Source organism: Chryseobacterium soldanellicola, assembly GCF_900100115.1.
GTDB classification, from domain to species: Bacteria; Bacteroidota; Bacteroidia; order Flavobacteriales; family Weeksellaceae; genus Chryseobacterium; species Chryseobacterium soldanellicola.
The window spans coordinates 798,205-821,851 of record NZ_FNKL01000001.1; the positions used below are offsets into that span (position 1 = coordinate 798,205).

The window sequence follows — 23,647 nt, forward strand, 5'->3', positions numbered from 1 at the left end:
AACCATGAAAATTATATTAAAGATTAACAATAATTAACACATATGACAAAAATCATTAAAATATTCTAATTATTTACCGTTGGATTTTACAGAATCTGTTTTTATTTCAGTTTTAGGTTCTGCCTGTTTTTTATCTTTTCTCTTCTTTTTAAATAAAGAATTGAAGCTTTTGCTCCACACAATACCTCCTCCATACGCTTGATTTGCAGAACCGTTTGTACCTGCTCCCAGACCCATTCCGATATTTGACGGCTTGGAATATCCTCTTAAAATAAGGGTTCCGTCGTTCTTTTTAGAGATATCATATTCAATTGATCCTTCACCTGAAAGATAATTGGTTTCTGTATTTTCTGTTTTTGTTAAAGGAATTCCCAAGCCGGTTTTCACCTTAATTCTCGGAGAAAGCGCAAAGCTGACCCCTGCATTGGCCCTGTCACCGGTATTTGAATACTGGTCTCCTTTTACATAATTAAGGTCAATCTGAAACTCGTTACTCATTGTATTAAGAACTGAGCCCAATTGTTTTAAGAGTAAATTATATCCTGAAGATTCCGCTACTCCGGCAACATCAACATCTACTCCACCCGAATTGGAAACATTAAAGCTGTTTAACAATAAAATCGAACCAAACTGAAGCACTTTTTCACCGTCCTGGCTCATTTTTGCCGCCAAAGTTTCTTTTACCTGACTGGAAACATCCAACGCCGAAACATCCAAATCAACTTTCGGATTAATCAGAGACTGCGTAATATTTGCCTGAAGTAAGATACTGATCGGCTGCAGGCTTCCCATATTCAGGTATTCTCCTGCATTTGAGACCATTCTGACGTAATTTGCCGTAATATCCAGAGCGGGTTTCATGGCATCACCATCCCAACGAATGCTGCTTCCTTTTTCGATCTGGAAAGTTTTATTAAGAATTGCTTTTGAAATAAAGGTTCCGTTATCAACACTATATGTTCCGTTCATGGCGATATTTCCCTGTCGGTTCATCTGGAATCTCAGATCATCCGCAACCCCTTTTACGGTAATATTTCCTACATCATCACCTACCAGAACGTTTACCGTGGTACCTTTATCAACATCCAGATTAAAATCGATATTCATATTGGCTCCGGTTTTTTTCTTTTCTTCCAGAGTAATTAATCCGTCTTTTCCTTCTTTCAGGAACCTCAACATTTTAAACTCTTCAACATTCGAGGTAGAGCTGGAATTAAAGGTAAATGTGCTTCCGTTGAGCGCTTTCATATTCGGGGTTGAAATACTCAATCCGGAAACCGGCCCGTCAACGTACAGATCACCTTGCCCGTATACTCTTCCCCAGAATAGATCAAGGTCTTTCTGCGTGGTATTTAACATTAATAAATTATCCGCTCTCATTACGAGATTGACCCCCATTGAAGATAAGGTCTCAAACTGAACTGCCCCGGAAATATTTCCTTTTGAATTGGATCTTCCGTCATGCACTTCAATATTGTTTAGAATCGCCAATCCTTTTGTCAGAGGAATTACCGTATCATCAAATGAATAATCTACACCCGTGAATAAAAGTTTTAATCCAAAACCTTTTAAAGCAATATCTCCGCTATAATCCAGGTTATTTAATTTTCCTGAAATTTTAAGATCCCCGGTTGCTTTTCCTCTTAAGTTTCCGAAAATCGTCTGTACAAACTGCTGAGCAAATGCCACATCAAAATCTCTCATCTCAGCCGTCAGATCAATGGTTGGAGAAGACGTATTGTTATTGACAGTTCCTGTAACATTTAAGTTATTATTACCTATAACTCCCGCCGAAGTCACTTTTACCTCCACATCATAAACATTTAATGAAAATCCGTTGGTTGCAGAAACGGTAAGGTCTCCCATATCATTTCCATTCATCATGATATCATCAACCGTGAGGTCTACCAAAGGCTGTAATGTGCTTTTATCCATTCTGATCTTCACATTTCCGTTGGCCAATCCTTTAATATTCATGGTGTTTCCTCCGGATTGCATTTCCAGCAGCTTTTCAATGGCAAAATCCTTTACTTCAGCGTCTACATAAAAATCTTTAGCGGATTTAAAGGTTGATTCATTAATCAGTATTGAGCTGTTATCTGAATAAATCCTAAGGTTTTTAATCTCAAAATCAGCCGTTTTTTTACGATATGTAATGGAATGATCGAGATCAGGACTTGTGTCGATCGACCAGGTTACATCATTGAATTTCACCTCGGTCGGCTCAAATCTGAAGACATAATCACCAAAAGCATCGGTAGTTTGATTAACATTGATCGCATATTCTTTCAATTTGTCATCCAATTCATCTTCAGGGCTACCGTGCTTGAATTTTGTAGCTAAATGCAGAATTGAATTATTCTCATTTCTACCACTTAACGTAAGGTCTTTCAGAATATTTTTATTGTACTGAACCCGATTGATCTTCGCATATAATTGTTCGTCAAGATTAGCGGTATTAATTCTCACCATGACGCTGTCAACCATTGCGCTGTCTCTTGTTATATTTTCTCTATCATTAATTTTATAGGCAGGATTTGCAGCGGCCAACGCTTTATCGGCTTCTGTGATCTCTTCTTTTTTGGTCATGATATACTTTAAAGAAGCGGCATCCAGATTCAGGATCAGATTATTTGAATTTCCATCGTATTGGCCTTCCACTTTGGCACCTTGCGGAATTTTTAAATCCGGCATAAAATAGCTTACCAGACCTTGCCCGACATCAAAATTCATGGCAAAACTCTGGCCTCTGTATAATTTTCTTGGCGGCGGACCTACTAAAATCTTCCCTAATCCGTTTTCTACCATTCCTGCCAGATCAGCAAGGTTATATCTTCCGGAAATTTTTCCGTTCACTGCACCAGGCGCATCAACATCGATCACGCGGCTTCCGCCTTCCAGAAAGGTTTTCACCTTAGCATTAGGAATGATATATTTCTGAGTAGCCGTTGCAAAATTGATATTATTAGCCTCCACATCAAGCGTCAGGTCATTGATTGACGACATCGACATTTTTCCTGTAACCTTACCGCTAACGATCTGATTTCCGGGTTTATCGGTGAAATAATTCATATTTAAATAATCAACATCGGCATCTACATTCATCGCAACTTTTGGAGTGCTGAAATCGATCAGCCCTTTTATGGTTGCTTTTGCCTGTTCATCATTAATGGTGATTAATCCGTTGTATTTTTTATGATCCAAAAGCCCGTCCAGATAAAGATTATTGATCTCTTTATTCATGATTTCAATGCTGGAAATCTGAGATTTTGTGGTCAAACGCATCGTATTAACGTCAAAACTTTGTCCGCTTATATTAAATTTCCCGGAAATCAGTCCGACCGCTTTATTTTTTGTAATAACAGAAGTATTAAGGTCTTTAACTTCGGCGTAGCCTACGTATTTTGGTAAAGCTGTACTGTAATCTGTCAATGAAAATTTTTCAATTTTTGCCTGCCCTATTCCTGCCATTAAATTCCCGCTGGAAACATAAACCTGCTTCGGGTTTACTTTTGCGGCACCGTTATATTTCAGCTTTCCGAAATCATCTGCGAAATTCTTCATCTTTTTCGAGATGAAAGTCGGCATCATGGCTTTAAGATCTTTATAGGTAAAATCTGCAGAGAGATTATTGGTTTCAATTAAAAAATTACCTTTCAGTAAGTTATTGACCTTCATTGTTTTGGTGGCAATATTCACATCAGGATTTCGGATCAGGAAATTTTCAAGGTAGAATTTATTCAACGGTCCTGTCATTTTCCCGGAAACATTGAAAGGTTTGATATTATCCCAATTCGTAACAAAATATCTGATATCATACCCGCTTAACTGGCTTCCCTGATGGAGATTCATATCCCAACGGACACGATCTGCAAATTCTGCCCACGAGCCTTTATTGAGTTTAAATTTAATATCACCCTGTAAAAGCGTGTGATCTGTATTTAATGTCAAATCTTTAAGCGAAAGAAAATCCTGCGTCATGGAAAGCTCTGTTGAAAACGTATCTACCGTATGAGATTTTCCCCACCTTTTCGTGACAAAAGACATATTGTTAATCAACGCGGAAACATTGGCCCCGTTTACTTTTACGTTGGGTGCTTTTAAGTTGAAATTAGTGGCTGTCAGCCATTTTCCGGCTTCTCCCGGTGAATTTAAATTGACAATCGAAACTTTAGAATCAAGAATCTGTACTCTTGAATTTAATTGAAAAGGAGGTTTGCTGGGATCTTTTTTCTTACCGCTGTCAAATAATTTGGTAAAACGGATAAAGTTTGAAATGCTGTCTCCTTTATAAGTAATGACCTTTATATCAGCATTTTTTAAGGTTAAAGAATTAAAGCTTAAAGAATTATTTTTCCCAATATTGGTGGCTAAGGAAAACCAGTCTGAATTGGCGGTAAACTCTTCAGATTTAATAAAATCAAAACCTTTATAATCTTTTATTTTTAAACCTTTTATCTTTACATTTCCGAAGAAATTTACCTCTACACTTTCTGTAGTCATATTGGCTTTAAAATCTCTGTTTACAATCTGTAATGCCTGATCAGCAGCCCATTGCTTAGTAACCGGAAGATTAATTATGATAAATACGGCAACAACCAAACCTAAAACAGACCAAAAAAGAATCAAGAGAAGTCTTGCCCACCAGGAATAGCTCGTAACATCTTTTACAGCCTGTTTACCAAACTCTTCGGCGGTTTCTACGGGATGATGAATGGCATCCGACGCGAGCTCAGATGCTTCTTTAACTGCTTCCTTCACAGCACCTTCTACATTTTCCACAGTCTTATGTACCTGATCACCTAAGTTTTCAGCTACCGATTTTTTGTTCTCATTCTCGTTATTATTCTCTAACTTTGCCATTATTATGAGCGACTCTATAATTTTAGGTATTGAATCGTCTTGCGACGACACTTCAGCAGCTATTATCAAGGGGAATTCTATTCTCTCTAATATTGCTGCAAACCAGGCAATTCATAAAGAATACGGAGGTGTAGTTCCTGAGCTGGCTTCACGTGCACACCAGCAAAATATCATTCCCGTTGTTGAAAAATCTCTAACTAAAGCAAATATACAACAAAATGCCATTTCTGCTATAGGATTTACACGCGGACCCGGACTTTTAGGCTCTCTTCTGGTCGGAACCTCATTTGCTAAGTCTTTGGCAATGAGTTTAGATGTTCCGCTTATTGAGGTTAATCATCTTCAGGCGCACATTTTAGCGCATTTCATTGAAGATGCAAATCCTATGCCGCCGAAATTTCCGTTTTTGTGCCTTACCGTGAGCGGAGGTCATACGATGATCGTTTTGGTGAAAGACTATTTCGACATGGAAATCATCGGAAAAACCATTGATGATGCGGCTGGCGAAGCATTTGACAAGATCGGAAAAATCTTTGATCTTGATTATCCTGCAGGACCGATCATTGATAAATTAGCGAAAGAAGGAAACCCCGATGCTTTTAAATTTAATAAACCAAAATTGGATAATTACGATTATTCTTTCAGCGGAATTAAGACTTCTGTATTATATTTTATCCAAAAAGAGGTTAAAAAAGACCCAGATTTTATTAAAAACAATTTAAATGATCTTTGCGCATCCGTTCAGAAAACAATTATTGAAATTTTAATGAATAAGCTTGAAAAAGCAGCAAAAGATTTAAATATAAAAGAAGTGGCAATTGCAGGCGGAGTTTCTGCCAATTCAGCATTAAGACAGGCGATGTTGGATAATCAGGAAAAATTGAACTGGAATATTTACATTCCGAAATTTGAATATACGACCGACAATGCAGCCATGATTGCCATGGTGGCTCAGCTGAAATTTGAGCGGGGAGAATTTACGGATCTGAGAACTTCCGCAACAGCAAAATACGATTTATGAAAATATTGTTAGAAGAAAAAATACTTGGAACACAATCTAAAAAGAACTCGAAATATTATTGGGTTTTGGAAACCGTTACAGGAAAAAATGAAGTGACAGAAAAAACTGAAGATGAAGATTATATAATGATAAGTTCAGAAATCGGATATGTTCAAAATATAAAGGAAGAGATTATTGAGAAAATCAACTCAGAGAACGTATTTAGCTTTACTTATGAACCAAAAGAAGGAGATTATTTATCGATTAAAAATAATTTAAGAAAAAATGAATATCTGAATTTAATTTTCATGAATAATAAGTGGATTGAAGAAATTTATGCATGTTCATACAGAGATTGTGAAGGTGATATTTATACCACAATAAAAACCGGTGTAGCATTTTTAAGCGATAATGAAATTTACTTTTAAAATCATTTATCCATAAAATTCAGGCAGATTCTAAATATCAATATATGAAACTTTTTTTTGGCGAAATCAATAACGGAAAAGCAATAATTAATGATGAAGAACAACAGCACATCGTAAAAGTTCTTCGAATGAGAGATGGTGAAGAAATTCATGTAACGGACGGAAAAGGAAATCTGGCTTCCGGAAAATTACTGATCGAAGGCAAAAAAGCTAATATTGAAGTTTCTGAAATTCAAACCAATACTCCTGATTTTAATCCAAAGCTTCATATTGCGATTGCGCCGACGAAAAATATTGACCGAATCGAGTTTTTTGTAGAAAAAGCTGTTGAAATGGGTATTTCTGAAATTACCATTTTACAGACTGAAAAAACAGAGCGTAAAAATATAAATATTGACAAACTAAGAAAGCAAGCAATTGCGGCATCAAAGCAAAGTTTGAGATTTTATTTTCCTGTCATCAATGATTTAATTAAACTTCCTGATTTTCTGAAAAATATTAACCCTTTAACAACTTTTGTAGCACATTGTAATGAGAATTTGGAAAGGATAGAATTAAAAAATATTCCACATTTAGAAAACATTACGTTTTTAATTGGTCCTGAAGGAGATTTTTCGGAGAAAGAAATTAATTATTTATCGGAAAACAAAGTAAAAGCTGTATCTCTTGGAAATCAGAGATTGAGAACAGAAACTGCGGGTGTTTTTGTTGCAGCCTGGAATTATTTGAATTTAAAATAGGTTTTGGCTAAAGCCAATTCGTTTACGCAAAAGAAAAGCGGGCTAAAGCCCGCTCCTATTGATATTTTAACATTATATTTCAATATTGTTATCTTTTAAATATTTCTCAAAAATCTGTTGTCCGCTTTTTATTGAATTCACGGCCCAACGGATTTTCATTCTTAATAGTTTTTCTTCATTTAATTTGTAGTTAATACCAGATTTTAACAATTTCTGCTTCAGCTCATACATACAGATCGATGCCGCTACTGAAACATTAAAGCTTCTTGTAAAACCATACATCGGAATAGCTAATGTTTCATCCGCAAAATCCAGGATTTCCTGAGAAACGCCTTCCATTTCAGTTCCGAAAACCAAAGCAATAGGTTGTGTAATTTCGTATTCCGGTAACATTTTCGCATTATTTTCCAGCGAAACAACAACAATTTTATATCCTCTGTCTTTTATTTTTTGAAAAGATTCTAAATTTCTTGGCATTTTTTCAACCTCAACCCACGTATCGGCACCTTTTGTTACGCGAAGATTAGGCTCAAAACTATATTCTTCCTGCAAAGCAACCACTTTATGAAAACCACAGGCCTCCACAGAACGTACAATCGCTGCTGCATTTCGGAACTGATAAATATCTTCTACCACAGGAAGCACAAAATCAGAACTTTCCGGGGAGAAATGCTCAATTTTCCTTATTCTTTCTTCTGTTAAAAACTGTTTTAAATACTCAAAAGTTTGTGCTAAATCTTCCATTCATTTTCAAATCTTTGCAAATTAACGTAATTTTGAGGAATGAACCTGAAACAGGGGCGAAATTCTAATAAAGAACTACATGAAACGAAAAGTCCTGCTCATCTACACCGGAGGAACCATCGGTATGGAAAAAGATTATGAAACCGGAAGCCTTCGTGCATTTGATTTTGGAAATATTTTTGAAAAAATGCCTGAAATGAAGCTGATGGAATGTGAAGTTTTCGTGCATCCTTTTGCAAAACCGCTGGACTCTTCGGATATGGGACCGGAAGAATGGAAAATTATCGCCAATTATATCCTTAAAAACTACGACGAGTACGATGGATTTCTGATCCTTCACGGAACTGATACCATGTCTTATTCGGCTTCTGCATTGAGTTTCATGTTAAAAGGGTTGAAAAAACCAGTGATCTTTACCGGTTCTCAGCTTCCGATCGGTGATTTAAGGACTGATGCCAAGGAAAATCTTCTGACAAGCTTATATTACGCGAGTTTTTATGAAAATGATGAAGCTGTGATTCAGGAGGTTGCGATTTATTTTGAGTATAAATTATTAAGAGGAAACAGGACGTTGAAATATTCTGCGGAGTATTTTGATGCCTATTCCAGTCCGAATTACCCTATTTTGGGGCAATCGGGGGTGCATTTGAATATTATTAAAGACAATTTGTACCGTTGTGATCCTGATGTGGCATTTCATGTAGATGAAAATATTTCCGAAGATGTTTTATTTTGGCGAATTTTTCCAGGTATGAAACTGCATCATTTTAAAGAAATCCCGAAAATGAAGGTGTTAATTCTTCAGGTTTTTGGTTCGGGAACTATTTTCAGCAGTGAAAAAACACAGGAAACATTGCAGGAAATCAGAAATAACGGAACTGAAATTGTAGTCGTAAGTCAGTGTATTTCAGGCGGGATCTCGTTCGGAAAGTATGAAAACAGTAATATTTTCTCAAGAATCGGAGCCATCAGCGGAAAAGATATGACCGCCGAAAGTGCGATTACAAAAGCCATGCACCTGATCGACAATCCTAATTACAAAGGAAGTTTCGCAGATAATTTCTCGAAAAGCCTTTGTGGAGAAATTACCGACTAATTTTGATTAAGAATTTGTTAATTCAATAAAATAGCCTATTTTTGCAGTCTGAAAAAGAAAGGTGTCCGAGTGGTTGAAGGAGCTACCCTGGAAAGGTAGTATACGGGTAACTGTATCGAGGGTTCGAATCCCTTCCTTTCTGCAAATGAAAAGCCAGATCAAATTGATCTGGCTTTTCTGTTTGAAAATACTAACTAACAAATTTTCAAACCCTATAATCTAGTTATGAATGTATGGTGCCGTTTTGACTGCCGTTGATAGAACAACTTCTACCCTAGCCCCGATTGGAGCATTTGTCTGAGCTCATTTTCTGTTTTGGGCGGCGGCGAAGCCGCCGCCCAAAACAGAAAATAGCGAGTGCGGAAAGCGGGATCAAGCTCCTTATTTTAATTACAAATCGTAAGAAAACTATGACTTTTTATATGGAATTTCATTTTTGCTTCTGATTTTAAAGTGCTGAAAATACTGTATTCAAATGCTTCGACTGCCTTCAGTTTTTGGTCAATAAAATCCGCAATTCTTACCATAGAAAAATGGAAATTTCTGTACAATGAAATATCAACCGTGGAGCCGTAACAAGGCAGATAAGCTCTTAAAAAAGCCAGTGTTTTCTGGTGCTGATCGTAATCTAAGCAATAGCCGGTCTGTTCTTTTGCGGTGATAATTTCGTAATTATTGATGTAATCCTGAACGTTTTGTTTTTCCTTCTCCAAATTGTTTTTCTGGAAATATTTATTGATTTTGTCCAAAATATGTTGAGAATATTCCATCATCGTGATGGTTTTCCACTCGGAAACATTGTTGATTCCTGCTTTTAAAGATTTGGTTTGTTTGCCGTTCTCATAATCGACGCAAAAAGAGATTCCAAAGTTATCAAAATAAGGAAAAAAGCAGTTTTTAACCTTCATAACGGCATCGGTCTGAAGTTTGTTTTCAGAAAAATTATAACTCAGATAAGGTTTATATAATTCGGCAAGACTTTTTAAAAAATCGATCTCGCTCGTAATATGATAATGCTCAAACCATTTTTCAAGATTGTCGAAATAATCTTTCTCGAAATCCCTGAAACTTAAATAAAACGGTAATTCCATAGCTCTGTAATTTTGATAGAACAAAGCTAATGGCGTAATGCGACAAAACTTGACGTGTTATTTTTTATTGGAAAAAGATTCAAATCGATAACATTGCTGTTTTATAAAACAAAAACCACCGCAATGCAGTGGTCTATTGTATTATTTTACATTAAAAAGTTGTACGTTTTCTTTATAATGCATTAAATCCCTGAATACCTTTCTGTTAATAATTTCCACTTTTCTTCTTTACAAGAATATTCGAAGATTACTGTAGCTCCTCCATTATTAATAAATTGATAGTTATTATTTTTATAATAAATATTAAGGTCTATTATTTTAATAATTAATTTATTCTTATTCATTACCGGTATGATTTTCCAAGCATTGATTCCTTTTTTTAATAGATTCTGATTCTTTTTATTATAAACTTCTATAGATTTAAAATAAGAATTCAACAAAAAATGACTAGTAATATATTTAGAATTATCAGAAGTAATTAAATAACATGACTTATTTTTCAAATCACTTTCATTATGATTTTTATTTATAATTATAGCCGAATCTAACAATCTTTTATAATCATCAATTTTAACTTGACTATGGAATAAAATCGTAAAATAAGAAAATGCAATTACTAATATTTTTTTCATAATTTATTATTTTTTAAATTCAACAAATCTTTTTTGAGGAATTGTAGCGGTGACACCTGATTTATTAAAAATATATACTGTTCCATCGCTTCTTGAAAAAACATAATTTGTACCTTTAGCATTAGAAATATCGTAAGCAGAAGGAGCTTTTCCCCAACTATCAATTGTACTTGTTCCTCCAAGTTGCGTTCCCCCAGAAGCACCTGAGCCTTGTACAATTTGACCACTCGGATGGCTGTGAAAGGTTTTATCTGAATTTCTAACATCTGGATGTATAATAGAGGCTTCAGAATCTGTTTGGGGGTTTCCTACAGGTCCTGCTGGCGATTCCGTAACTTTTCCGTCACGAATAATTCCTCCATATTCTCGATTATTTGCATCTGAAGTACCGCCATTACCTGTATCTTTACTAACAATGTCAACCATAGATTGACGTGTTTCTTGGCTACCTTCGATCTCCGAACTATTCTCATAGGCAATATTATTGGACTCAAAGGCTGCTGTATTTCCTGAATTTGCTTTTATAAACTTTTCAGTTTCTTTAGCTTCAGATTTACTTATACCTGCTGAAGTTGCTCCATTATCAAATGATGTTTGTGTAGTTTTAATTACGTAAACCTTTCCGTCATTTTTCCCATCATTACCTATATTTTTCCCATCTTCTAAAATCACCTTCTAATCTTCCATCTGGATCTATAAATCTTAGAGGATTATCATAAGCATAGCGATATGGACTCCATCTGCTGTCTTTCTCTGCGAGCGGATCAATCACACCCCATCTTCCTAAATCCGGCATATAAAAACGTGCTCCATAATCATACATGCCTGTTTCCTGCAATTCTTTACCGTTGTACTTATAATTGTATTTAGGATTTCCTGTTAAAACATTATATCCTTCATGTTTTAACCCAAACGGATAATAATTGTTTTCTTCAATGATCTCTGTTCCGGAAGCACTTTTTGTATAGCTCAAGCGTACGTTTCCTAAGTGATCTACATAATTGTAAATATACTTATTTTGCTGGAAATCATAATAGCCTTCTGCAGTCGGCACAAACTGCAATTCTGTTCCCGCAATTTGACCTGTATATATTGAAAACCATCTAAATAATGAGTAAGAATAAGAGTTTTTCATAGGATTCAAATTATATCCGAATGTTAAATAGGATTCAAAGTAGAAAAGCCCCCTTTTCCGTCCAATTCCTGTTTTCTTTTTCTGATAAAATCTGTCGGACGGATTCCATTAATTTCGTAAAATAAATCAGAAAAATTCTGTCGGGAAGCAATTCCGCATTCTTTGGCAAGGGTTTCGATCCCGTATTTGAGGTATTCTTTATTTTCAAAAAGTAAAACGGTGATGTAATTGATCCTTAACTCGCTCAGGTATTTATTGAAATTCATTCCCTTGTATTCATTAATTACCTGCGACAAATAATTGGAATTGGTCCCTAACTGATTCGCTAACTTATTGATGGTAAGTCCTTTTTGGGTAAATTCTTTTTTTCCTTCAAATATTTTTAGTTTTCGTAGTAATTCTTCAACTTTATTTTCGTCGAGACTTGTTTTCTTTTCTTCAGGATTCGGAAAAGGTTTTTCCAGTAATTTGTCCTGTTGTAATGTAAATTTCTCTTCCAGTAAAATATACTTCTGCTGAATATCTTTCTCTCTTTTATATCTTATAATTAATAAAATAATTAAACCAACCGCAAAAATTGCTAAGCTGATGATAATAAAACTTCCCCATGAGTTGGCGCGCTCCAATTTATTTTTTTCATCTAAAAGAGTTTTTGTGTCATATTCTTTATGGATTTTTGGTGACAAATAAATGAAATCTTTCGAAATAATACTGTCTGCCTTTAAAAGTTGACTTGTATAATATAGCTGTAAAGTCTGATCTTTTTCATTTTTATAATGATTGATTAGAATTTCGTAGTTTTCTCTTAATTCCGGAAGAATAAATTGATGCTTTTGAAATATGGAATCTACTTTTTTAAAGTAATTAATTGATTCTGAATAATTTTTTAAACTTCGGAAACTTTTACCTAAATAAAAGTAATCCACAGAAAGCCAGGCAAAATCATCGCTGTTTTTTATAGGATTTACAGAAAGGTTTAAATTTTCTATTGCTAATGAAAATTGATTCTTTTTATACTCAGAAATACCTTTTGATAATAAAAAATATCCTTTTTCCTGCGCAAAATCAGTATCATTTCCCGCTTCTTTCAACCCTGTCTGGATGGCAGAATTGGCTTGGTTTAATTTTCCTAAATTCTGATAGCAAATAATCAATTGGCGCAAACTGTTAAGATATCCTTTTTTATTATTATAAATCTCGTTTGGATGCAGGTTTGCCTTTGTTTTGGCTTCATAATATGAAATACATTGCTTAAATAATTCCGCCGCTTCCTGATAATATCCCAAATAACTTTTTACGACTCCGATATGGTATAAGTTTTGGTATCTCAGGAAATCATTTTTGGTATTTTTGGAAAATTCATAGGCATTAAGATACTCATTTAAAGCCAGTTGATATCTTTTAAAATGATAATAATAAACAACACCTTTTTCCAGATAAGCGGTACTTATCAGATCATTCACTGAAGATTGCCTGGCAGCCCAGATTGCACTGTCGGCATAGGTAAGCTTTAATTCTTTTGGCGAATAGAAAACTCCATCCTTATAACCCTGAACCAGCTTTTCAAAGTTTTTTTCCTTTTTTGCCTTATTAATATATGCCTGAATATAGGGAAAAGCTTTGGAGTTATTCTCTTCAAAGTTTTCATATTTTGATCTTAATTTATAGTATTCGCTATAGTTTTCTTGAGATAAGAAAAGTTTAAAAAATACTAGAAATAGAAGTATTGATAGTTTTTTAATCACTTTAAGCAGTTATCGGGTACAAGTTTAGTATCAAAAGTACAGAAAATCCTTTAATTTTTATCAACAATTGATGAATTAAAACGAACATTTATAAAGTTTTATATTTTAATCATAATATATTGATTATCAATGATTTAAAATTGTCCTAATTTATGAATTAGGACGTCTTAATTGCCGAATAGAGACAACAACTTCTTTTTTTTATCATACTTTGATGATAATTTCGAACTCAGAATTCTAAACAAAACCTGGCCGGGATAACCTTAACCTCATGATTTTATGAAAAAGATTATCTCATTTAAGATACCGATTTTATTAGCACTAGTGCTTGTTGCAGGCAATTTACAATCTTGCAGACAAGATGATGAAAATGATACATCAACATATGAAGAAAATATTTTTAACAAAAACAATGAAATAGAAGAAAATAATCAATCTACCGCTAGAGATTCTGCAGATGCACCTGCAGGTGGGTATGATGATCCGCCAGTGAAAAACGGCACGCATTGGAAAACACAAAAATGAAGTAAATAAAATATAAATACAATGCTGCCAAACCGACCAAATCTCAATAATTATAGCGCCATCCTTTTTTAATCCTAGTTACTGAAGGATGGTTTTTAAAAAAGAAACTAATAACCATGCAGACATATAATTTAGTTGCTATCATTTCTTGCAAGTAAATTGCAAAAGGTTCATTAATTTGAACCTTTTTATTTCAAATATTTTCAGTCATATATAATCGAAAAGAGACTGTCCTATTGCAGGCAGCCTCTTTTCTTTTTAAAACATTAAGGATTTATAATCACTTCCAGCCTCCGCCTAAGCTTTTATAAATATCGACAACAGTACTCAATTGTTGTTGTTTTGCTTCTACAAGCTCCATTTTTGCATCCAAAGCATCTCTTTGGTTTAAAAGGACTTCCAGATAATCGGCTCTTGAATTTTTAAATAACTGATTTGCAATATCAATAGACTGTTCCAGGGCTTTTGTTTCCTGAGATTTTAACTGATAATACTGATCAATATTTTTAACTTTTGACATTAAATTGGCCACATCCAGATACGCATTCAAAATCGTTTTGTCATACTCATACAGAGACTGGATCTGTTTTGCATCCGCAGTCTGGAAATTGGCTTTAATGGCACTTTTATTAATAAGCGGGCCGGCCAGCTCACCTACTAAATTATAAGCAATTGATTCCGGCATTTTTACTAAATAAGATGGTTTAAACGCTTCCAAACCTAGCGTTGCAGAGATTTCCAGTGAAGGATAAAACTCTTTTCTTGCGGCTTCAACGTCTAATTTTGATGATTTTAATTCTAATTCAGCTTGTTTAATATCAGGGCGGTTCGCTAATAATTGTGACGGAATCCCCGTATAAACCGTTTGCGGAATTATCGACATAAAATCCTCTTTTGATCTTATAATCGGTTGCGGATAACGGCCACAAAGCGCATTGATCTGATTTTCTTTTTCTACGATCTGCTGACGGATCGTGTATGCCGAAGCTTTTGATTTGGCTAATTCTGCTTCAAATTTCTTTACGGCTAATTCTGTTGCAGCGGCAGCTTCTTTTTGAATTTTAGAAATCTCTAAAGCTCTTTCCTGAAGCTTGGTATATTGCTGAATAATATCCAGTTGATTATCCAAAGCCAGCAATTCATAATAATTATCAGCTACTTCTTCAATTAAATTAGAAAGAACAAAGTTTTTCCCTTCAACTGTTGAAAGATAATGGGCAACGGCAGCTTCTTTTTCTGTTCTTAATTTTTTCCAGATATCGATTTCCCAGTTTGCCATCAATCCACCTTCAAAATTTCCCAGCGGATCGGGCATTTCCCTGCCTTCTTCAATATCTGTGGTGGCATCACCGGCTCCTTCGCTCGTATAACGTCCGGCTTTGCTTACTCCTGCTCCTATTCCGGCAGTAACGGTCGGTGTTAACCTTCCTTTTTTAGCAACAACTCCACTTTTTGCAATTTCAATTTCCTGCAAAGTGATCATGAGCTCCTGATTGTTTTTTAAAGCAGTTTCAATTAAAGCTACTAAATTAGGATCAGTGAAAAACTGTCTCCACGGCGTTGTTCCGCTGTTGTTGTTGGCGTCTTGTTGCTCTTCCTGATTAAAATTCTGAGGAATATTTTCTTTTACCTCATCTTTTATCACAGTCGCCATCGGCGCTTTACAGCTTGCTAAAACAAGCGATAAAGCAATGGCTGCTATATATTTATTATAAGTCTTCATGTTTTCCATCATGTTTGTAAGGTTCTGTTTGTTCAGTTAAAGGATTTTCTTCTTCATATTTCGACAATCTGGATTTTTCAGCAATTCGTCCGAAAATATAATACAATCCCGGAATAATCATTAATCCGAAAATAGTCCCGATTAACATCCCTCCGGCTGCGGCTGTACCGATTGTTCGGTTTCCTACAGCTCCCGGTCCGGTTGCCATCACTAATGGAATCAAACCTGCAATAAAGGCAAATGAAGTCATCAAGATCGGACGGAAACGAATCGCCGCTCCTTCAATCGCTGCTTTTGCAACAGGAACGCCTTCCGCTTTCCTTTGTACGGCAAATTCTACGATCAATACGGCATTTTTACCTAAAAGCCCGATTAACATAACCATTGCCACCTGCGCATAAATGTTGTTTTCCAATCCTAATAATTTCAGGCATAAAAATGCTCCGAAAATACCTGTCGGCAAGGATAAAATCACCGGCAACGGCAGGATAAAACTTTCATATTGTGCAGAAAGAATTAAATAAACAAATCCTAAACACACCAGGAAAATAAATACAGCCTCATTCCCACGGCTTACCTCATCTTTTGAAATACCTGCCCAGTCGATCCCAAAACCTCTCGGAAGCGTCTTATCGGCAACCTCCTGAATGGCTTTAATTGCCTGTCCGGAACTGTAACCCGGCGCAGGAGTACCACTTACCTCGGAAGAATTATACATATTATGTCTCGTGATCTCAGATAAACCGTACACTTTTTCCAATTTCATGAAATCAGAATAAGGAACCATTTCACCTTTATCATTTTTAACATAAAGCTTTAATAAATCGCTTGGTAAAGCTCGATACTGCGGTCCTGCCTGAACAATCACCTTATAAGGTCTGTCGAAACGGATGAAACTCGTCTCATAATTCGAACCAATTAAAGTGGATAAATTATCCATTGCATTTTCGATGCTTACTCCTTTTTGTTCGGCTAAGTCATTATCGATCTTTAACATATACTGAGGGAAACTCGCTGAATAAAACGTAAATGCAGAACCCAATTCCGGGCGTTTCTGTAATTCTTTTACGAAATCATTACTTACCGTTTCCATTTTTTTGTAATCCCCACTTCCTGCTTTATCCAGCAAACGAAGCTCAAAACCACCTGCAGCACCATAACCAGGAATAGAAGGTGGCTGGAAGAATTCTATATTGGCTCCCGGAATTTCCTTGGCTTTTGCTTCCAACTGCTCAATAATCTCGGCAGCTGATTCTTTACGTTCGCCCCAGTCTTTAAGGTTAATCAAACACGTTCCTGAGTTTGAACCTGTACCTTCCGTCAGAATTTCATAACCAGCCAATGATGAAACAGATTGTACTCCATCAATATCTTCTGAAGCTTTTTGTAGCTTTAATGCGATCTCATTCGTTCTTTCCAAAGTAGATCCCGGAGGAGTCTGAATAATCGCATAGATCATCCCCTGATCCTCACTTGGAATAAACCCGACCGGAAGTGAATTACTTAAAAAGAAAGTACATACACAGAAAACCAATAATAAAGGAAGTGTTATGATTTTTTTTGTTACTGTTTTATTCAGCATCTTCTCATATCTTCCTGCTCCTTTTGTAAATAAATTATTGAATTTATCCAGGAATATAGTTACAGGAGTTTTCTTTTTAGGTTTACCATGATTATTTTTCAGGATTAAAGCACATAATGCCGGTGTTAACGTTAACGCAACAACCCCCGAAAGGATAATTGAAGAAACCATCGTAATCGAAAACTGGCGATAGAAAACCCCAACCGGACCGGACATAAATGCCACCGGAATAAATACGGCTGCCATTACCAGTGTAATAGCGATGATCGCACCGCTGATCTCATGCATGGCTTCTTCCGTTGCCTTCAATGGCGAGAGATGTTTCTCTTCCATTTTGGCGTGCACAGCCTCGATGACGACAATAGCATCATCCACAACGATCCCGATTGCCATGACTAAGGCAAACAATGAGATCATATTCAGGGTAATCCCAAATGCGGACATGATCGCAAAAGTTCCTATCAATGAAACAGGTACTGCCATCGTCGGAATTAACGTTGAACGCCAGTCTCCCAAGAATAAAAATACCACAATTGCCACCAGGACAAAGGCTTCAAACAAAGTGTGGACTACTTTTTCAATAGAGGCATCCAAAAACCGAGAAACGTCATAGCTGATGTCATAATGCATTCCTTTTGGAAGATTATTTTTCTCAAGATCGGTCATCAAAGCTTTTACATTTTTGATAACGTCACTTGCATTAGAACCATAAGATTGCTTAATGGTAATCGCGGCAGACGGTTTTCCGTTTAATGTAGAATAGATATCATACATTGAGCTTCCAAACTCAATATCAGCCACATCTTTCAATCTTACAAACTCTCCACCGGATTTTGCTTTAAGAATGATATTTCCGTAATCTTTTTCGTTGCTGTAACGTCCCGGGTATTTCAAAATATATTCAAAAGACTGAGAACGTTTTCCGGAGCTTTCGCCCGTTTTTCCGGGAGATGCTTCCAAACTCTGCTCATTTAAAGCTTCCATTACTTCGTCTGCCGAAATGTTATAAGCTGTTAATCTGTCAGGTTTCAGCCAAACACGCATTGCGTATTCACGGGTTCCTAAGATATCGGCATCTCCGACTCCTTTAATCCTTTTTAATTCAGAAAGAATATTAATATCTGCATAATTGAAAAGGAATTTCTGATTTGCCTTCGGGTCATCACTATACAAGTTAATATACATCAACATGTTAGGTTCTTCACGCGTGATCTTTACCCCTTCTCTTACTACGATCGGAGGTAATTTATTTACGGCAGAAGATACGTGATTCTGAACGTTTACGGCAGCAACATTCGGGTCGGTTCCCAAATCAAAAACCACCTGAATAGAAGCTTCCCCATCATTTCCGGCATCGGAAGCCATGTATTTCATTCCAGGAACACCATTTAATGATCTTTCTAACGGAATGATTACGGATTTAATCAACAATTCGTTGTTGGCTCCGGGATATTCTGCGGTGATATTTACTTTTGGAGGTGAAATTGAGGGAAACTGTGTCACCGGAAGCTTTACCAATGACAAGATTCCTAAAAATACGATAATCAATGAGATTACAATAGACAGAACAGGTCTGCGAATGAATTTCTTAAACATACTTCTTCATTTATAGAGTCCTACTCTGCTTTTAATTTCAATGATTCAAGAACTTTTTTCGGATCCTGATACTTCGTCTGAACTTTTTGGTCATCTTTCACTTTCTGCACTCCTTCCAGAAGGAATTTATCCCCTTGTGAAAGTCCGGAAGCTACTACATATAAGTCTGGAAGCTCATAAGCCACTTTAATATTTTTAGATCTTACCTTTCCGTCATTACCCACCACGAAAACATATTTCTGATCCTGAATTTCGTAGGTTGCTTTCTGCGGAATGATCAGGGCATTTTTCAATGGTAAAGTCATTCTTACTTTTCCTGTTTCGCCATTTCTCAGTAATTTATTCGGATTTGGGAATTTTGCTCTGAAAGCGATATTTCCTGTTTCGTTATCAAATTCGCCTTCAATCGTTTGGATCATTCCTTTTTGTGGAAAGGCATCTCCGTTTGCCATAATTAATGTTACTTCATTACTTCCTCTATCATTCACATGAGTTTGATAATTCAAATATTCAGGTTCTGAAACGTTGAAATAACTGTACATATCTCCATTGTCGGAAAGTGATGTTAAAAGATCTCCTTCATCGATCAAGCTTCCCAGCTTTAAAGGAATTCTGTTGATAATTCCCGAAAACGGAGCTTTAATATCCGTAAACGACAGGTGGATCTGCGCCAGTTTTGCTTCTGCGTTGGCGGCGTCCAGCTTAGCTTTTGCCATTAACCTTTCATTCTTAGAAACAATATTGTTACTGGCCAGCGTACTTGCATTTCTCAGCTCAATGGTGGCTTGTTCCACTTCAGCTTTAGCTTTTAATAATTCTGCCTGATACAATTGAGGCATAATTCTGAACAAAGTCTGCCCCTGGTGGACAAATTGACCTTCGTCTACATAAATCTTTTCAAGAAAACCTTTTTCCTGAGCACGAACTTCAATGTTCTTTACAGACTGAATCTGCGCTACATATTCTTTATCGATCACCGTATCCATTTTCACGGGAGTGGTAACCGGATAAACTGTAGCTTCTTCTTTTTCTTCTTTTTTGCCGTTGCAATTTGTCAACAACAAAATACTACTTAGCGCAATGCTTGCGACAACTCTTTTCATCATAATTCTAGAGCTTATATAAATCGTTAATGTTTTAAATGAAATAAAAAATTGGTAATGAGTATTTGAGCGGTGTGAGCTTACCAACAACACAACGCAGAATATTTCCCACTCGAAATGAAGAGCAGAAAATTAACCGTAAAAAGAGATTTTAAATTCTGATAGAACGGATAAAAATGTATTTTTTTACCAATAAAGCATGAAGAACAAGATCTTCGAATGCCAATTTAAGGCGCTCACGAAAACGCAACCCAAAAATATATAATAAACTGAAAACACATGCAAAAACAATAACTGCCTGCACCGTATCAGAAAGCTGAAAGTCATTTTCATTAAATTCAAATGAGGAACTCCCGGCATCATCCAGCTGCTGCTGAACAGAAAGCTTCTCAAAAGTCTGGTTTAAACGGTTGGCGTGTTTAGGCATATGATGAGAAACCGGACCCGAATAATCGTTTCGTAAAGTAGTAACCTGAATTTTGCTTCCTATCACAAAAAACAGGAATAAGCCGGTTAAAAAATATACTAGGTATGTTCTCATTTTGAAGTGGCAAATGTACATTTAGATTTGTATACAATCATAATAGATTAACAAAGTTTAACGCTCCTTTAAATTAACTGAAAGGGCTTTACGACTGCAAAAACGGAATATTAAGATTGATTTTCAGCTATAATTTCCGGCCGTTTCCCAGCGAAAAATTTTAAATACAAAAAGTAAAAAATCAATTTGAATATCAATTTGAATTAAATTTTTAAATATAACTAAGAATTATTTTTAAAATTATATTTATATATTGAATTATTCACAAAAAAATTAATGTAGAAAAAGTAAATAACCATTCGTGAATATTCATTTACAATAACTTATCATGAGAAAAAATAATATCAAGTAAAAGGTAAATTTTGCGCTTATTTTAGGTTAAAACAACATCATTTTAAGAATTTTAAACATCAATTAAAATATTAATACTTAATTAATTTATCTAAAATTAACATATACATTGTAAAAAAAGTTGTAAATTTATGGAATATTAACACTTAACCATGAATCACGAAATCACTTATTATTATGAAAAAATTAGTACAACCAGTCGTAATGGCCCTTTTTGCCCTTTCATTAACAGCATGTAGGCACTCTGCAAAAGAAGGAGAAATGCTTACCGCAACCAATACAACAACTTCTACAGCAAGCAAAGATGAGATTACAAAAAATGTTTTTACGGATAGTTATGGAGATCAGATGGAAGTAGCTGTAAATCACACCAATAATACAATTACTATACATCTTGACGGTAAAACCTACGAACTTAAAAAAAACGATGACCTGCCGGATTATACGGCCTCCAATGCCGAATACCAATATTCCGACATCAATGGGAATATTACTTTTCTAAAGAAAAATATAGACATGGTTTTGTTCCATTTGAAAAGTGATAAGAACCGCTCTTCAAACAAAATGGCATCTTATTAGCATATCACAATCACAAAATTTAAATATGAAAACTTTATACAATTTTCTTACAGCACTAATATTTGTCTCATTTGTAGTGGCATGCAAACCTGTACCGACTACTCCACAAGCCTCAACAGATATTACGGGAAAAACGTGGAAGCTTACGGAAATCAACGGACAGCCGATTAAGCTTAAGGATCCGAAAAGAAATCCTTTCTTTAAACTAAATATGGCAAGTATGCGATATGAAGGCAATGGCGGCTGTAATGGAGTTGGCGGAACTTTTGAAATAAAACCGGAAGCCATGCGCATAAAATTCAACCAGGGAATGTCTACAATGATGGCCTGTGATGATCTCGAAACCGAACAATTATTCACTAAAGCATTGCTAGCTGCAGATAATTATTCTGTAAACGGAAATACCTTAACACTAAACAAAGCAAAAATGGCCCCTTTGGCGAAATTTGTCTTACAATAAATAATTTATAATAAAACACATTCATATAGAGGTACCTGCATAATAACGCAGGCACCTCATTTTTTTTTCATCCGAATAAGCAAAAAACTTTCTCAAGCTTGTGTTTAAATATGATATGTTTAGATTGAAGGAATTTAAATTTACTTAATTGCTGTGGCATAAATGCTGCTTTCTGACCATGTTCCGCCAAAATTCTGGATGGTTGTAGCTGAATTCGGCCCACCTCCCGTGACGGTAGCTCCTACAATATATCTGTACGTTTTATTTGCTCCGGAAGTATTATTAATAAAAACAGCTCCCTGAAATACATCAAACTGTTGAGGATTTGTGCTTACACCGGGACCCTGCACCCGGAAGCTCATCAGAGACGGGCCGCCGTTTACATCTGCTGATCTTGTGGCAACCGCTCCTACAGCTACATTTTGATCTGTAAATGTACTTCTTACAAACATCCAGTCATCGGTGTCCAAAGTTCCAACAGTCTGTGCAAGCTGTGTGATCGTAACCGCCCATCTTCCGGGAGGCAAAGTAATGTATCGCCCTGTGTATTTATAGTCACTGTTATTGACAAAGGGAATATTGATTCCGGAGCCCGTTAAAGCACCTACAACTGCTTCTGCAACAGGAGTTTTCCATTCTGCAGTACCATTTCCGTCTGTAGCGGTTAATACAGAACCTACAGTTACCGAACCTGGCGTTGCATTTTCAAATCTTCTTGTTCCGATCGTATGAAAATTAGTTTGCGGGTTTGTAGTTCCTATTCCAACTTTTCCGGTTTTGTTTAGCGTCATTAATGCATTTCCATCGGCTGGAGCTCCTGCAAAAATTTGTAAAACATTGGCTGCTGCACCAAAACCGTAGAAATCATCACCGGCGGTACTGTTCCATAATGCCAGTTTCTTTCCGTTTGACTGGCCCAGGTCCAATAAATTGTTTGGTGAGGTAGTTCCGATCCCCACTCTGTTATTCGCTGCATCAACAGAAAAAGTATTTCCGTCTACAGAAAAAGCATTGATTGCCGAGCCTGTAAAAGCCAGAGTATTTGCGTTCTGGGCTACCGTACGATTTCCTGCCAAAGAACCGTTTGAGTTATAAATATTTGTGTCTTTATCATTAATGGTTCCAGAATTTAGCTTTATCCAATTAGTTCCGTCGAAATAATAATATCCTACAGAATTAATATTTACAGCTTTTCCTGTTTGTGTACCGGTTGTAGCATTATTTACAAAAATCAGGGTTGAGGTAGCAATTCCATCCATTGACTGCGCCCGCAACCTGTCGATTCGAGGGACAAGAAGTCCTTCCGGAGCTTTAGAAGTTCCTGTTGCAGATTTAGCAACAATATCAAAAGTTGAAGCCGGATTTGGCGTGTTAATACCGACTTGAGCGTTAGCAAAACTTGCAAATGACAAGGCAAAACATGTCAAAGTAATTTTGTTTTTCATTTTTCTTAGTGTTTGTATTAATAATATCCTTTTCAATTATTATTAAAGTATAGTTTAATTTTTAAATGAATCTGGATGTAGTATAAAATTTTAAGAATAGTTTCAGTTGACTTTTAACAATAATAAATGTTAGTGAAAATGTCATATTCGCAAAACTTGGTTGCAAATCTAGAACCAAAAACTATAAAAAGCAGTACTGCAATTCTACTTAAAATTTATAAATATCTAAAAATCAATACATTAAAAACACGCCTCAAGTAAGTTTGAA

The 23,647-nt window shown here is 35.8% G+C and carries 18 protein-coding genes, 1 tRNA gene and 1 pseudogene; 8 read left to right on the forward strand and 12 right to left on the reverse strand.

The genetic code is table 11. From position 1 onward, the window contains the following. Window positions 1-69: 69 nt before the first annotated feature. On the reverse strand, window positions 70-4,863 hold the full coding sequence (locus tag BLT04_RS03485; RefSeq protein WP_089753698.1) for a translocation/assembly module TamB domain-containing protein: 4,794 nt from the start codon (window positions 4,861-4,863) through the stop codon (window positions 70-72). A gap of 4 nt (window positions 4,864-4,867) precedes the next feature. On the opposite strand from BLT04_RS03485, the gene tsaD reads away from it, so the two are divergent. Genes tsaD through BLT04_RS03500 form a run of 3 tightly spaced genes read left to right on the forward strand, consistent with a single transcriptional unit; the run spans window position 4,868 to window position 7,031 of the window. Next, on the forward strand, window positions 4,868-5,884 hold the full coding sequence (gene tsaD / locus BLT04_RS03490) for a tRNA (adenosine(37)-N6)-threonylcarbamoyltransferase complex transferase subunit TsaD (protein WP_089753700.1): 1,017 nt from the start codon (window positions 4,868-4,870) through the stop codon (window positions 5,882-5,884). Continuing rightward, window positions 5,881-6,291: a hypothetical protein gene (locus BLT04_RS03495; RefSeq protein ID WP_089753703.1), complete on the forward strand. Its 411-nt coding sequence runs from the start codon at window positions 5,881-5,883 to the stop codon at window positions 6,289-6,291. Before tsaD ends, BLT04_RS03495 begins: the two co-directional genes overlap by 4 nt. Before the next feature lie 44 nt (window positions 6,292-6,335). Then, window positions 6,336-7,031 carry an RsmE family RNA methyltransferase gene (locus tag BLT04_RS03500; protein ID WP_089753705.1) on the forward strand — a complete coding sequence of 232 codons (696 nt, stop codon included), beginning with the start codon at window positions 6,336-6,338 and terminating at the stop codon, window positions 7,029-7,031. Window positions 7,032-7,103: 72 nt separating this feature from the next. Here BLT04_RS03500 and BLT04_RS03505 read toward each other — a convergent pair whose 3' ends face one another. Next, entirely contained in the window at window positions 7,104-7,775 is a 672-nt protein-coding gene (locus tag BLT04_RS03505; RefSeq protein WP_089753707.1) for a TrmH family RNA methyltransferase, read from the reverse strand. Window positions 7,776-7,854: 79 nt separating this feature from the next. Here BLT04_RS03505 and BLT04_RS03510 point away from each other — a divergent pair, with 79 nt between their 5' ends. Together BLT04_RS03510 and BLT04_RS03515 are read left to right on the forward strand one after the other, a co-directional pair. Then, window positions 7,855-8,871 (forward strand): asparaginase, encoded by a 1,017-nt coding sequence (locus BLT04_RS03510; protein WP_089753709.1) that lies wholly within the window; start codon window positions 7,855-7,857, stop codon window positions 8,869-8,871. Window positions 8,872-8,926: 55 nt separating this feature from the next. Beyond that, a tRNA-Ser gene (locus tag BLT04_RS03515) sits at window positions 8,927-9,013 on the forward strand. Between the two features lie 244 nt (window positions 9,014-9,257). Here the strand turns inward: BLT04_RS03515 and BLT04_RS03520 are convergent. The 5 genes and pseudogenes from BLT04_RS03520 to BLT04_RS03540 form a co-directional block, all read right to left on the reverse strand. Further along, entirely contained in the window at window positions 9,258-9,962 is a 705-nt protein-coding gene (locus BLT04_RS03520; protein ID WP_089753711.1) for a hypothetical protein, read from the reverse strand. A gap of 182 nt (window positions 9,963-10,144) precedes the next feature. Next, a complete protein-coding gene (locus BLT04_RS03525) occupies window positions 10,145-10,594 on the reverse strand; it encodes a hypothetical protein (protein ID WP_089753713.1) in 450 nt (149 codons plus the stop codon). A gap of 6 nt (window positions 10,595-10,600) precedes the next feature. Continuing rightward, a complete protein-coding gene (locus BLT04_RS03530; RefSeq protein ID WP_089753715.1) occupies window positions 10,601-11,266 on the reverse strand; it encodes a hypothetical protein in 666 nt (221 codons plus the stop codon). A 4-nt stretch (window positions 11,267-11,270) separates the two neighbouring features. After that, window positions 11,271-11,710: pseudogene (locus BLT04_RS03535) on the reverse strand (RHS repeat-associated core domain-containing protein); the annotation flags it as partial. A 42-nt stretch (window positions 11,711-11,752) separates the two neighbouring features. After that, the gene (locus BLT04_RS03540; protein WP_089753716.1) at window positions 11,753-13,474 is read right to left on the reverse strand and encodes an AraC family transcriptional regulator; all 1,722 of its coding nucleotides are present in this window, start codon (window positions 13,472-13,474) and stop codon (window positions 11,753-11,755) included. 279 nt (window positions 13,475-13,753) lie between these two features. Here BLT04_RS03540 and BLT04_RS03545 point away from each other — a divergent pair, with 279 nt between their 5' ends. Next, complete coding sequence (locus BLT04_RS03545) at window positions 13,754-13,999, forward strand: hypothetical protein (RefSeq protein ID WP_089753718.1); 246 nt, start codon at window positions 13,754-13,756, stop codon at window positions 13,997-13,999. Between the two features lie 280 nt (window positions 14,000-14,279). Here the strand turns inward: BLT04_RS03545 and BLT04_RS03550 are convergent, their stop codons facing one another. The 4 genes from BLT04_RS03550 to BLT04_RS03565 all read right to left on the reverse strand — a co-directional run bounded on the left by BLT04_RS03550 (window position 14,280) and on the right by BLT04_RS03565 (window position 20,544). Continuing rightward, window positions 14,280-15,722, reverse strand: a complete 1,443-nt coding sequence (locus BLT04_RS03550; protein ID WP_170828419.1) for a TolC family protein — start codon at window positions 15,720-15,722, stop codon at window positions 14,280-14,282. Further along, window positions 15,709-18,900 carry an efflux RND transporter permease subunit gene (locus BLT04_RS03555; protein ID WP_089753720.1) on the reverse strand — a complete coding sequence of 1,064 codons (3,192 nt, stop codon included), beginning with the start codon at window positions 18,898-18,900 and terminating at the stop codon, window positions 15,709-15,711. The genes BLT04_RS03550 and BLT04_RS03555 overlap by 14 nt, the downstream gene beginning before the upstream one ends. 20 nt (window positions 18,901-18,920) lie before the next feature. Then, complete coding sequence (locus tag BLT04_RS03560; RefSeq protein ID WP_089753721.1) at window positions 18,921-20,003, reverse strand: efflux RND transporter periplasmic adaptor subunit; 1,083 nt, start codon at window positions 20,001-20,003, stop codon at window positions 18,921-18,923. A 151-nt stretch (window positions 20,004-20,154) separates the two neighbouring features. Next, the gene (locus tag BLT04_RS03565; RefSeq protein WP_089753723.1) at window positions 20,155-20,544 is read right to left on the reverse strand and encodes a hypothetical protein; all 390 of its coding nucleotides are present in this window, start codon (window positions 20,542-20,544) and stop codon (window positions 20,155-20,157) included. A 528-nt stretch (window positions 20,545-21,072) separates the two neighbouring features. Between BLT04_RS03565 and BLT04_RS03570 the strand changes: the two genes are divergently transcribed. Together BLT04_RS03570 and BLT04_RS03575 are read left to right on the forward strand one after the other, a co-directional pair. After that, a complete protein-coding gene (locus BLT04_RS03570) occupies window positions 21,073-21,474 on the forward strand; it encodes a hypothetical protein (protein WP_089753725.1) in 402 nt (133 codons plus the stop codon). A gap of 25 nt (window positions 21,475-21,499) precedes the next feature. Beyond that, complete coding sequence (locus BLT04_RS03575; RefSeq protein WP_089753727.1) at window positions 21,500-21,934, forward strand: META domain-containing protein; 435 nt, start codon at window positions 21,500-21,502, stop codon at window positions 21,932-21,934. Window positions 21,935-22,074: 140 nt separating this feature from the next. On the opposite strand, the gene BLT04_RS03580 is transcribed toward BLT04_RS03575, so the two are convergent. Beyond that, window positions 22,075-23,379, reverse strand: coding sequence for a hypothetical protein (locus BLT04_RS03580; RefSeq protein ID WP_089753729.1), 1,305 nt, complete (start codon window positions 23,377-23,379; stop codon window positions 22,075-22,077). Window positions 23,380-23,647 lie beyond the last annotated feature (268 nt).